Source organism: Streptomyces sp. NPDC053513 (assembly GCF_044544765.1).
Lineage (GTDB): Bacteria > Actinomycetota > Actinomycetes > Streptomycetales > Streptomycetaceae > Streptomyces > Streptomyces litmocidini.
This window is the reverse complement of sequence record NZ_JBITXP010000007.1, coordinates 265,651-277,612: the sequence shown is the minus strand read 5'-3', so window position 1 is coordinate 277,612 and position 11,962 is coordinate 265,651. Positions and strand designations below refer to the sequence as shown.

The following is an 11,962-nucleotide window of genomic DNA, read 5'->3' as shown; positions in this document are numbered from 1 at the left end:
ATCCAATCCTGCGGTGGTCAGCTGGTCTTGGGGGTGGCGCGGCCGCTGTAGTGGAGGTACGCGGGGCCGTCGGGGCGCCGCTCGAACACCACCGCGTCCCCGGTCGAGTCGTCTTCGTCGCGGCCGACGAACGTGGTCGTGTCGACGGCGACGAGGTCGAGGGTGCGGGACCGGGCGAGGCCGACGAGGATGCCCGTGGGTTCGGTACGCAGGCGCAGCCCGCCCTCGTGCGCGGTCACGTGGATCCTGCTGCCGGCCCGCTCGTACACGCCGGTGAAGGGCTCGACGTCGACGTGGACGGGCGGCTCGGGCGGCGCGAGAGGGGTGGGGACGTCGATCGCGTGCAGGTCCCCGAGGAGTTCGGTGGCGAGACGATGCTGGAACTCCACGCTGCGGCCGCCGTTGATCAGTACGGCGACGACCGTGCCCAGCTCGGGCAGGACCCAGAGCGCGGCGTGCTGGCCGATGGTGTCGCCGGTGTGGGAGACGATCTGGTGGCCGTCCCACTCGTCCAGGCACCAACCGATGCCCCACTGCCGTCCGCCGGTGTGCGGATTGGGCAGGTCGACCTGTGCCTGCCGCAGGGCGGCGGGGTCGGCGAGGAGCGCTCCGGGGGTGAGGTGGGCGCGGCCGAAGGTGACCACGTCGGCAGCCCGGGCGCAGATCAGTCCGGCGGGGCCGACGGACCGGGGCAGTCCCCACTGCGGCACCACGGCACCGTGCTCGTCGTGGCCGACGGCCGCGCCGAAGCGCAGCACGTCCTCCGGAAGGGTCCAGGTGTGGGAGAGGCCGAGCGGGTCGCAGATCTGCTCGCGCAGGGCCCGGTCCCACACCTTTCCGGTGAGCTGCTCGACGACACGGCCCGCGATGGCGAAGCCGGAGTTGCAGTACGAGTGGGAGTCTCCGACGGGGAAGGTCTGCTCCAGGCCGGCGCAGGCCTCGACGTACCGGCGCAGGCAGCCGTCGCCGCGCCCGGTGTCGAGGAACAGGTCGCCGTCGATGCCCGAGGTGTGGGTGAGCAGGTGGCGCAGGGTGATCGTCTCGGTGGCACGGGGGTCGCCCACCCGGAACTCCGGAAGGATCTCCACGACGGGGGTGTCCAGCGTGACGCGGCCCTGTTCGACCAGGAGCATCAGCTGCGTCGCGGTCCACACCTTCGTGACCGAGCCGATCTGGAACAGCGAGTCGGTGTGGGTCGGCGCCCCGGTCGCGGTGTTGAGGACGCCCGTCGCGCACTCGTGAAGCTCGCCGCCGTACCAGAACGCCAGGCTCGCGCCGGGCACCTCGCAGTCGGCGGCGAGCGCCGTGAGGCGCCTCGTCCAGTGCTCGATGTCGGCCTTCACGCTCGCCCTCCGGGTGGCTCGATGTGTCTGCTTGCGGCTCGGTGAGCTTGGCCGGAAGCGTACGTACGAAGACGCCGACAGGGTTCGTACGGGGACACGAACGTGCAGGTCGGGGCTTGTTGCGGCGGACGACTCCGAAGGCGGTCGGCGTTCCTAGGGTGGCGGGCACCCGACGTACGAGGAGACGAGACGACGATGCCGCTGATCGACCGCGACGACTGCGCTCTGGTGATCATCGATGTGCAGACCGATTTCTACCCGCCCCACCGCCTCGACGTGGACCGGCAGCGGTTCCACGACATGGTGCGGCGCATCGCCTGGATCACGTCCGTGGCGGACCGCCTGGAGATCCCCGTCGTGGTGACCGAGGAGGACCCGGCGGCCAGCGGCCACACCGTGCCGGAGATCCGTGAGGTGCTGCCGGCGAAGGCGGTCACCCTGCCGAAGAACGCCTTCGCGGTGTGGGACAACCCCGACATCGCCGCCGCGATCGAGGCCACCGGACGCACGACGATGATCCTGGTCGGCATCGAGACGGACATCTGCGTCGCCCACTCGGCGATCCAGCTGCACCACGCCGGCAAGCGCGTGGTGGTCGTGGACGACGCCGCCTACTCCCCCGGTCAGGCCCACGAGCGGGGCCTGCGGCGGCTGGCGGGCCGGGGCATCGAGACGCTCTCCACGAAGGAACTCTTCTACGACTGGGTGCGCACCATCCAGGACGCGGACGCTTTCCACGACACGCACGCGGACCTGATGCTCCCGCCGGGCGTCCGGCTCTGACCCCGCTCAGTCGACGGCGGCGGCGGGGCCCGGGCCTTCGGTTCCGGTCCCGCCGCCCTTCTGCGTCCGTCCCGGTTCCAGCAGGCGCAGCTGCAGCATCGCGGCGAACCGGGCCGACGGGTCCTGGAGGTCGATCTCGCCGACCTCGGCCACCCTGCGGATCCGGTACCGGAAGGTGTTGGGGTGGACGAACACGCTCGCCGAGGCGGTGATCACGTCCCCGAAGGCGTCCAGCCAGGCCCGCAGCGTCTCCACCAGGTGGGCGTTGTGCTTGGCGTCGTACGCGACGAGGCGGGCGAGGGGTCCGGAGAGCTCGTCGCGGTTGGCGACGGCCAGGTCCCGCATCTCCAGGAGCAGGGCGTCGACGTACACGTCGGCAATCGAGGCGACGCGCTTGCCCGTCCGGCCGGTGAACAGCACGCGCAGCGCCCGGTCGGCGTTGGCCCGCGATCGGGGGAGCGCCGCGGGTTCCTCGGCGACCGAGCCGATCCCGATGACGGCGCCGGTGCGGTCGCCGGTGCGCTGGAGGAAGTTCGCCGCCACCTGCAGGGCGCGTTCCCGGGTGTGGGCGTTGTCGCCGGGGACGGGGAAGAGCGCGTACGCGACGTCGCCGAGCAGCGCCACGGCGGAACGCGGCTGTACGGCGGTGAGGTGCACGGCCAGGGCGGAGGCCAGGCGCTGGCGCTCGGCCGTCACGTGGGCGTGGTCCTCACCCTGCTCGGGCGCGAGCCCCATGGCCATCACCAGTGCGGGCTCGTCGACGAGGCCGAGCCGACCGAGGGCTTCCACCGCGCCGGCTCCGCCTTCGAGGGCGGTCGTGACGAGGTCGGCCCGCAGGCGGTTCTCGGCGTCTGTACCGGCCCGGAAGCGGAGCATGTGGAGGGCGACGAGCTTCGCCGACTCCAGGAACGCCTTCTCCCGCTCCGGGGTGAGGGGCTTGCGCAGCGCCGCCCACACGGAGCCGAGGAACTCGTCCCCCGCCCGGACGGCGACGGCCACCCTCGGCAACGCCACCTCGCCGCCGAGAGTGGGCGCTGGCACGTGCACCAGGCCCTCGCTGCGGTAGAGCTCCTTGAAGACGCCGTGCTCCTCGTGGTGGCGCAGATAGCGCTCGGGCACCTGGCGGGCCAGGATGCTCTCCACTCGGGGAGCATCCGCCTCGTCCTGCCGCCCGGAGAACGCGAGGATGCGGGAACGGCGGTCCTCGATGGTGACCGGAGCGTCGAGCAGCGTGGCGATGGCGTTCGCCAGGGCGAAGAGGTCCCCGGACGGCACCCCGCCGAGGGTCTGCTCCTCGCCCTCCCCCACGTCGCCTTCGGCGAGCAGGGTGCGCAGCATCGCCGCCAGCTGGGCCCAGGAGGCACCGCGGGTCAGGGCGAGCAGCGCGACACCGGTCTCGTCCACGACCGGCTCCAGCTCGTCGGCGTCGTCGACGGGGCCGCGCACGACCAGCGCGGTGGCGCCGAGCGCGGCGAGGTACCGCAGCAGCCGGGCGGTCTCCTCCGCGCCGTGGACGCCGACGCCGAGCACGATGGCACGCTCCGGGTGGTGCTGTTCGTCGTACGGGTCGTGGATGCCGACGCCGCCGATCTCCCCGGCCGCGTCGGGGTCGCCGTACAGCAGGTCCAGGAGGGTGTGGCCGAAGTCCTCGAGCACCCGGCTGAGGCTCCGTGCGGGGTGCGTCGACATGTGCCTGATCATCTCCGCAGGTTAGGACGGGCGCGCCCCTGCGACGTGGTGCGTGCGGACGAGGGTACGTCAGCCCGTTCGTACCAGGGTACGAACGGGTTCGGTGGGCTGCCACAGGCGGGCGACGGCGGCTTCGGCGAGGGCCTCGGTCGAGTCGATCAGCGGGAGCACCCGGGCGGCGGCCGCGCCGATCAGAGGGATCTCGGTGCAGGCGGCGATCGCCACCTGGGCACCCTGCTCCTTGAGGCTCTCGGCGGCCGTGGCGATCCAGCGCTCGGGCCCGGCGGGATCGGCGCCGCCCTTGACCGCGCGGATCGCCGCGTCGACGTACTCCTCCTGTACAGCGGCGGGCACCTGCACGACGTCGAGCCCGAGCCGGGCGCCGGTTCGCTCGTACAACCCGGCCAACCGCGTCCCCCGGGTCGCCAGGACGCCCACCCGCTCAAGGCCGGACATGCGGCGGGCCGCCGTCTCAAGCGCGGCCCTGATCATGTCGAGGACCTCGACACCGGTCGCCTTGGACAGCTGCTCGACATAGGCGTGCGCGGTGTTGCAGGGAACGGCGATGCAGCTCGCTCCCGCGCGCTGGAGCCAGCGGGCGCCTTCCACGAGGGCGGGCACGGGGGACGGCCCCTCCCCGAGCAGCGCCGCGGTCCGGTCCGGGACGGCGGGATCGGCCCACATGACGACGGGCAGGTGCGCCTGGTCGGAGCCGGCCGGGGTGCGCTCGACGAGCCGCCGGTAGAAGTCGGCCGTGGCGAGGGGGCCCATCCCGCCGAGGATGCCGAGGGTGGGGCGGGTGACGTGACGCATGCGGAGCGGCCTTCCGTACGTTCCCGCTGTCGTCCGCGGGGTCTCGACGCGATCGTCGTCCGATCCGACCTGCGGGATGTCGTCGCCGGCACCGAAAGAGGCGGACCGGATTGGTACGGAACGCCCGAGCGCCCCGAGCAGAACGGCGAGTTCGGCCGAGCGGACGAAATGACCGCCCCAGACCTGTGGCAGGCGCCGAACCCCTCCGCATAGGCACGGATTTGACTGACCTCCGCCCCTGCCCCAGCCCGCCTGCCGGGCTGAGCTCGCTCGTCGTCGACACGAAAGCCCACCATGCACACGTACGACCCTGCCCTCACCGACCTCGTCCTCGGCTCCCTGCGTGACCGCCTCTCGAACCGGCCCGCGCTCAACCACCCGGGCGAGGGGGACAAGCTCGACCGGGTCCTGGCGGGGCTGATCGGGCCGGAGGGCAACGATCCGGCGGAGGTCCTGCGGCTGTGGACCGAGCAGGTGGCACCCACCACGATCACGGTCGACAGCCCCCGCTTCCTCTCCTTCATCCCCGCGGCCCCCACGCAGGCCGCCGCCCTCTTCGACGCGCTCGTCTCGTGCTCGTCGATCCAGGGCGTCTCGTGGCTCCTCGCCTCCGGCCCCATCGCCGCCGAGAACCAAGTCCTGCGCCTGCTCGCGGACCTCGCCGGGATGCCGGCCGCCGCGGGCGGCTGCTTCGTCTCGGGCGGTTCGGCCGGGAACCTCTCCGCTCTGGTGACCGCGCGCGACACGGCCCGGCGCCGCCGGGGCCTCGGCCCGTACGATCGCGTCAGGTTCGCCGTGTCCGACCAGGCCCACTCCTCCGTCGGCAACGCCCTGCGCATCATCGGCGTCGAGCCGTTCACGGTGCCGACCACGGATCACCGCCTGACCGGCCCCGCGCTGCGCGCGGCGCTCCTCGCCGACGCGGACCCGTCGGACGTCATCGGGGTGGCGGCGACCGCCGGCACGACCAACGCCGGCATCATCGACGACCTCGCGGGAATCGCCACCGAGGCCCGGGAGTTCGACCTCTGGTTCCACGTGGACGGCGCCTACGGGGGTGCCGGCCTCCTCGCCCCGAGCGTCCGCCACCGCTACCGGGGCATCGAGCACGCCGACTCCCTCGTCATCGACCCCCACAAGTGGCTGTTCGCCCCCTTCGACTGCGCCGCCCTCCTCTACCGAGACCCGCGCCTGGCCAGGGCGGCCCACACCCAGGACGCCTCTTACCTCGACGCCCTTCACACGGACGACGACACCCAGTGGAACCCCAGTGACTACGCCCACCACCTCAGCCGCCGCGCCCGCGGCCTGCCGCTGTGGTTCTCCCTCGCCGTCCACGGCACCCGCGCCTACGGCGAGGCCGTGGAGAAGGCCCTCACCCTGGCCCGCGCTACCGCCACCCTCATTCGTAAGTCCCCGCACCTCGAACTCGTCCGCGAACCAGAGCTGTCCGCCGTACTGTTCCGCCGGACCGGCTGGACCGCCGAGGACTACACGGAATGGTCCGCCCGCTTGCTCGCCGGCCAGACCGCATTCGTGGCCCCGACCGGCTGGGAAGGCGAGACCGTCGCCCGACTCACCTTTCTGCACCCCGAGACCAGCCTTGACATGGTCAGAGAGATCATCGAGACGATGAGGTAAAGGCCGCCGCGAGGAGCGCCCCAGGCCGCCAGGAAGACGCGGTGACGGAGGCGCCGAGGCTGGACCCGTCCGGCGGATGAAGGCGATCCCCCGGGCGAGCACTGAATGAGGTCGCCGCATCCGAACCTGACCGCCCTCCACGAGCCACACCTCGGAAGCCTGCGGCTGAAGGCGGCAAGGGCCACGTAGAGCTGGACCCGGACGGTTCAGCTGCGCGACCGTTGCCTCGGCCGTACGGACCTCCTGTGCGTTTTCGACGGCCGCGCTCTGCGGACGATCGCCGTCCTGGCCGCTGTCCCGAAGGCGTGCAAGGCCCGGCCGAGCAGCCGGGCCTTGCGGGAAGTCGTTGACGATGCCGTCCAGGTCGGCGAAGAACGGGTCGCTGCGCAGACCGGCGGAGAAGCGGTAGCCGTTGCTGTTGAGTGCCCGACATCGTCTGCGTGTCCAAGTCGATCAGCGGCTACGGGATGCCCATGGCCCTCACCTTGATCCGCCCGGAGTACGACGTGTGGCGCCCCGACGAGCACAACGGCACCCTCCGCAGCTACAACCGGGCCTTCGTCACCGCCGGCCGGGCGCTGGAGACCTTCTGGTCCGACGGTGCGCTCCAGACCAGGACCACCGTGCTGGGCGAACGGGCATCCCGCTCCCTCACCGAGACGGCCCGCCTCCACGGACTCGCCACGCCGCGTGGGCGGGGTCTGGTCTGGGGTCTCACCCTCGACCGCCCGGGTGCGGCCCAAGAGGTCTGCGACGCCGCCTACCTGGCCGGGCTGCTCCTGGAGACCGCGAGCCTGCAGGACGAGGCGGTCAAACTGCTGCCGCCGCTCACCGTGACCGACGAGCAGCTGGAGCAGGGGCTGGCGGTACTCGACGAGGCCGTCGCGTCCGTGGCCGGCGTCCGGGACCTGGCGATCCGGCCGTGACCCTGCCCTGACTGCCCCCTGCGGCGAGGGGGCCAGGGCCTCGCGCGTACGGGAGGCCCCGTCCTCACTCCCCGGTCAGCGGGTTCGGAAGCGGCGGTACAGGTTGCGGGCCACGTACACGCCCGGTCCTCCGAAGCCGACGATGTCGACGCGTCCGTCACCGGTGACGTCGGCGAGGAAGCGGGGGTGGTGACCGACCCGCCAGGCGCCGGCGTCGTCGTTGTACCCGAAGCCCCGACAGACCAGCTGGGCCTGTTCGAACGTGCCGTCACCGCGGTTGTGCGCCACCCAGACCCCTTCGTCGCCGAAGCCGACGATGTCGGGGTTGCCGTCGCCGGTCACGTCGGCGAGGAAGCGCAGGTGCTTCTTGGCCGTCCATCCCTGGGCGGTGCCGAAGTCGTTCAGGACGAGCTTCGAGGGCTCGAAGGTGCCGTCGCCGAGGCCGCGTGCGACGACGACGCCGTGGGGGCCGAAGCCGATGATGTCCGTCGCCCCGTCGCCGGTGGTCCTGAGCAGGAACCGGGGGTGCTCCTCGGCCGACGTCCACCCCCGGTCGGCCCCGAAGTCGTCCAGCACGTACAGAGGTTCGGCGTAGACACCGTCCTCGTCCTGGAGGGAGATCCAGACGCCGTCGTCGTGGCAGCCGACGAGGTCGAGTCGGCCGTCGCCGGTGGTGTCGGCCAGGAAGCGGGGATGCCTGTCGGCCAGCCACCCGCCGGCCTTCTCGCCGTGGCCGAACGCCCGGAGAGCGGGCTCGTCGGGAAGCAGCGTGAACTTCCCCTCCTCGTCCTGGAGGGAGATCCACACCCCGTCGTCGTGGCAGCCGACGAGGTCGAGTCGGCCGTCGCCGGTGGTGTCGGCCAGGAAGCGGGGATGCCTGTCGGCCAGCCACCCACCGGCCTGGTCGCCGTGACCGAACGCCTTGAGGGCCGGGTCGCCGCCCGGGGGTGCGAACGTCCCGTCCTCCTCCTGGGAGGACACCCGGACACCGTCCGCGGCGAGCACCACGATGCCGGGCTCGCCTTCGCCCGTGACGTCCGCGAAGGTCCACAGGTCCGCGGGGCTCGCAGAGGGAGCGGGCGGGTGCAGCACACGCTCCTCGTCTTCGAACGTGCCGTCACCTCGCGCAGCCGCCGTCACCGTCCCCTTGGCCGGCTTGAGCGCGACGATGTCCGCCGGCGCCTTTCCGGCGGTCTCGGCGAGGAACCGCGCGCCGAGTCCGGCCCACCAGCCCGGCTGTCCGCCGGAGCCGGGCACGACCCCTTCGCTCTTCCAGCCGCCCGCGTCCTGGTCGGTTCCGAACCGGTCGAGGACCAGCAGCAGGTCGCTGAACGAGGGTGTCGCGTCGGGTGCGGGCCGCAGCGCCGGAGAGGGAGCCAGCCGCCAGGACTGCCGGCCGTTCCAGTGGCCCAGCCGTGCCCAGCGCAGTACGGGATCGCTGACGCGTTCGGGCTCGGCCGGGACGAGACGCCACCGCTGGCTGTCCGTGTCCTCGTCGTACGCGCGGAGGACGACCGGAATGCCGTGCTCGGCGGACGCGTCGAGAGCGGCACCGGGGTCGAGTCCGAGGTCGAGGACGGTGTCGTCGGCCGCGCTCTCGATGCAGTAGAGGTCGGCTTCCCCCTCGACGGGGACGAGGCGCCACTGCTGGCTCTTCTTTCCGTCGGCGGCGTCCGCCTGCCGGACGCCGCCGCCCGGGGCGGCAGGCCGTTCCATCGCCTTGCCGCCCGTCGCGTTGCGGATCACGTAGACCTGTTCGTCCTGCGCGGACCGCACGGGGACGATCTGCCACTGCTCCGGGGACGGACCGTCCTCGGGGAGTCCACGGACGACGAGCGCCCCGGCCTGCCCCGGCGCGGCCCTGCCGTCCAGGGTCTTCCCCGTGGCGGCGTTGACGATCTCCAGTTTCAGTTCTTCGGTGGGCACGGGCATCGTGGTGCCTCTTCCAGGCGGTGCGGACGGTGACTCGGAGTGGGTGGGGTGCGGCGGTGGCCGCCGGTCACGTGAAGACGTGGTGGTACGGCACGTTCCACTCGCTGGGCAGGCGCGGGTAGAAGGTGTTGATGACCGTCCCGGTGAAGTCCCCGCCCCAGTTGTGGGTGAGCCGCACCTCGCTGTTGGCCGTCACCGCGTGGTCCTTGAAGCCGAGGATGGTGTCGGGGTGGGTGATCGGCACGAAGGTGATGCCGCCCCACGGCGTGACCGTGACGACCCAGAGTTGGGTGTCCTCGGGTGCGCCGTTCTTCCCCCGCCATTTGTCGCCGACCTTGTCCGGCAGACCCACCTGGACGGTGTCGGCCGTGCTCTTGGGCGCGTCCTGGTGAACGGTCATGCGCCTGCGCTGCGGCTTGGGCGTGCCGTCGTCGCCGCGTCCCGCGTCGGTTCCGCTCGCACCTGCGCCGGCGGGCTTGGGCGTCACCTGGCCGGCGGCGCTTTCGATGAAGTACAGGGGACGCTGCCCGAAGAAGCCGGCGGGGGTGATGTGCCAGAGGTGGCCCTTGGCCTCCTTGACGGTCTCGTCCAGGGCCGTGGCCAGCTGGACGCCCTTGTCGTGGCTCTCCTCGCCCAGCTCGGCGGGCCGCAGATAGCCGCCGTTGAAGGCGTGGACGAGCATGACCGGACGGTTCTCCACCAGCGCGGCCACGATCGCGTTGTCGTAGCTGTTCACCGCCACCGGGCCGCCGACCACCAGACTGGACATCGCCGTGCGCTCTTGCGTGTACATCGCGAAAACCTCACCTGTTTTTGAACGTGAAGAGTAATTCTTCGGGCGCTCCGGGAAGCGGTTTACCGAACGGTTTTCTACAGCCTTCATTGACTTTGGCCTGCACGTGGCCAGAACTGATCGGGTGGCTGAAAACGCAACATCGCTTACGGTGGCGGCCGAGGTCACGCTACCCGCTTGCAGGAACGTCGAAAATCCACCGATCGTGTGGAGAGCGGTGAAGAAAGGTCACTTCATCGGCGTTTCGGAAGCGATTTCCGAAAGTCGACCCACTCGATTGAGCGGAAGAGGCCTATTCCTCTTCTCGGGGAAAGGGAGAGTGAGATAACTTCAGATGCCGGGACATGCGCACATTCATGTTTGCTTTTCATTGGGCATGGTTCGGCCGAAAACAGTCGAGGACGGGTAGATGCCTTCCACCGCATACAGCCTGGTAGATGCCAAGCGTCAGCCGCTGACGAAGAAGAACCTGCGGGAACTCAACATCGAGCAGACCTGGCAGGCCATCCTGGACCACCCCAGCCTGGTCTACGTCGACCCTTCCGGCGTGAAGCACAAGCCCGTCGGGTTCTCCGTGAACAAGTCGAGCTTCGGCACCTTCTCCGGAACCGCGTCCCAACTGGGCTGGCTCGCCTACATGAACCTCGGAGAGCCGCTGATCGAGGTGCGGGGCGACATCGGCCAGCCTCCGCCCGACACCTTCTCCTCGCGCACCTACGTCAACCGCAGCCAGTCCGAGATGACCTTCACCGACTCGGTCGACTTCACCGTGTCGAACGGCGTCACGTGGTCGCTGCACGGGGACGCCAAGCTCACTTTCGGCGGCAGCGTCGGCGCCTCGCTGCAGCTGCAGTTGCAGAACCAGCTCCGCCTGGACCTGCAGTCCCAGCTCGCGGCGTCGTGCCAGAACGGTACGGCGAACAAGAACGCGAACACGGTCACCAACAAGAACAGCAAGGACAGCGTCGGCGTCGACAACGCCAACACCACCGAGACGTCCGCGAGCAGTTCCGCGACGAACTCCTCGTCGAACACGATGACCAACTCGGTCGGGTTCACGACTTCGGGCAGTGCCACCGGCAACGCGTCACTCAACGCCTCGCTCGCTCTCGGCATCGCGGCCACCGTCGGGGGTTCCCTGACCACCAGCTGGGCCTCGAAGTCGCAGATCTCCGGCAAGGTGCCGGCGAACTCCCGCGTCCAGACCATCGTCACGCAGCGGCGCACCCGCAAGCAGTACACCTACGAGATCCCGGTGAGCTTCTCCGGGCTGATCGCGGTGCAGTACGCCGTGCCGGTGAAGGTCCTGTCTCCGCCGCAGCCCGGCACGTACCCCGGCCTGAGCCCCTTGGTCGCCCGCGACATCGGCGACATCGACCTGGCACCCGGCGGCTTCCGCATGAAGGGACTGGCCGAGGTCGTCTCCGCGCTCGATGTCCACCACACCTTGCTCGGCGTCGAGGCCCTGTCCGCCAGCCAGCAGACGCTCTACAAGCAACCCTGACCGCGCGGCACCGCCGCCACGACGACCAGAGGTGACGACCATGGTGTTCGACAACATCTTCCACTCCGCGGGCAAGGGCGCCGGGCTCTTCTCCGTGACCACCGACAGCACGAAGCCCCAGCCGGGTGCGGACGTCGACTTCGAGGACTCCGACGACATCACCTACGACGACACGATTCCCAGCCTGTTCAACAGCGCGATCCACGGCGCCTCTTCCCGCGCGAAGATCGTGCAGGAGACATCGCCCGAAGCGCGGGCCGTCCTCGGCTTCCTCGGCTCCTTCATCCAGACCACCCAGGCGTCCGCCGGCGCGCAGGCCCAGTACGCGCAGGATCCCGGTTCGGTCAGCAAGGCGGCCTCCGCGGGCATGCAGGAGGCCAGCGCCACGGTGAAGGAACACGGCGACCTCCAGAAGGACGAGGACCTGGAGAGCAGGCCGAAGAAGAGCGACTTCAGCAAGCCGCCCAAGACCCCGGACGCGCCCAAGGCCCCGGAGGCCCCCCAGGCTCCCAAGGCGACCGCACCGAAGCCGTCCTGA

Annotated in this window: 10 protein-coding genes; 5 read left to right on the top strand and 5 right to left on the bottom strand. The window is 70.8% G+C overall.

Annotated features, from left to right (window positions below; all coding sequences use genetic code 11):
• Window positions 1-17: 17 nt before the first annotated feature.
• The gene (locus ACIGW4_RS15085) at window positions 18-1,343 is read right to left on the bottom strand and encodes a serine hydrolase domain-containing protein (RefSeq protein WP_399580716.1); all 1,326 of its coding nucleotides are present in this window, start codon (window positions 1,341-1,343) and stop codon (window positions 18-20) included.
• 195 nt (window positions 1,344-1,538) lie between these two features.
• Here ACIGW4_RS15085 and ACIGW4_RS15080 point away from each other — a divergent pair, with 195 nt between their 5' ends.
• Window positions 1,539-2,126: an isochorismatase family protein gene (locus ACIGW4_RS15080; RefSeq protein ID WP_399580714.1), complete on the top strand. Its 588-nt coding sequence runs from the start codon at window positions 1,539-1,541 to the stop codon at window positions 2,124-2,126.
• Between the two features lie 6 nt (window positions 2,127-2,132).
• Here ACIGW4_RS15080 and ACIGW4_RS15075 read toward each other — a convergent pair whose 3' ends face one another.
• Window positions 2,133-3,815 (bottom strand): PucR family transcriptional regulator, encoded by a 1,683-nt coding sequence (locus ACIGW4_RS15075; RefSeq protein WP_399580712.1) that lies wholly within the window; start codon window positions 3,813-3,815, stop codon window positions 2,133-2,135.
• Window positions 3,816-3,884: 69 nt separating this feature from the next.
• Window positions 3,885-4,628: an aspartate/glutamate racemase family protein gene (locus ACIGW4_RS15070; protein WP_399580710.1), complete on the bottom strand. Its 744-nt coding sequence runs from the start codon at window positions 4,626-4,628 to the stop codon at window positions 3,885-3,887.
• Window positions 4,629-4,922: 294 nt separating this feature from the next.
• Between ACIGW4_RS15070 and ACIGW4_RS15065 the strand changes: the two genes are divergently transcribed.
• Together ACIGW4_RS15065 and ACIGW4_RS15060 are read left to right on the top strand one after the other, a co-directional pair.
• Window positions 4,923-6,269, top strand: a complete 1,347-nt coding sequence (locus ACIGW4_RS15065) for a pyridoxal phosphate-dependent decarboxylase family protein (protein ID WP_399580709.1) — start codon at window positions 4,923-4,925, stop codon at window positions 6,267-6,269.
• A 422-nt stretch (window positions 6,270-6,691) separates the two neighbouring features.
• Window positions 6,692-7,195 carry an aminotransferase class III-fold pyridoxal phosphate-dependent enzyme gene (locus ACIGW4_RS15060; protein WP_399580706.1) on the top strand — a complete coding sequence of 168 codons (504 nt, stop codon included), beginning with the start codon at window positions 6,692-6,694 and terminating at the stop codon, window positions 7,193-7,195.
• A 75-nt stretch (window positions 7,196-7,270) separates the two neighbouring features.
• Here the strand turns inward: ACIGW4_RS15060 and ACIGW4_RS15055 are convergent, their stop codons facing one another.
• Window positions 7,271-9,127, bottom strand: a complete 1,857-nt coding sequence (locus tag ACIGW4_RS15055; protein ID WP_399580704.1) for an FG-GAP-like repeat-containing protein — start codon at window positions 9,125-9,127, stop codon at window positions 7,271-7,273.
• A 67-nt stretch (window positions 9,128-9,194) separates the two neighbouring features.
• Window positions 9,195-9,920 carry a hypothetical protein gene (locus ACIGW4_RS15050; RefSeq protein WP_399580702.1) on the bottom strand — a complete coding sequence of 242 codons (726 nt, stop codon included), beginning with the start codon at window positions 9,918-9,920 and terminating at the stop codon, window positions 9,195-9,197.
• 409 nt (window positions 9,921-10,329) lie between these two features.
• Here ACIGW4_RS15050 and ACIGW4_RS15045 point away from each other — a divergent pair, with 409 nt between their 5' ends.
• Both ACIGW4_RS15045 and ACIGW4_RS15040 read left to right on the top strand, forming a co-directional pair.
• Complete coding sequence (locus tag ACIGW4_RS15045) at window positions 10,330-11,424, top strand: hypothetical protein (RefSeq protein WP_399580699.1); 1,095 nt, start codon at window positions 10,330-10,332, stop codon at window positions 11,422-11,424.
• Window positions 11,425-11,464: 40 nt separating this feature from the next.
• Window positions 11,465-11,962: a hypothetical protein gene (locus tag ACIGW4_RS15040; protein WP_399580696.1), complete on the top strand. Its 498-nt coding sequence runs from the start codon at window positions 11,465-11,467 to the stop codon at window positions 11,960-11,962.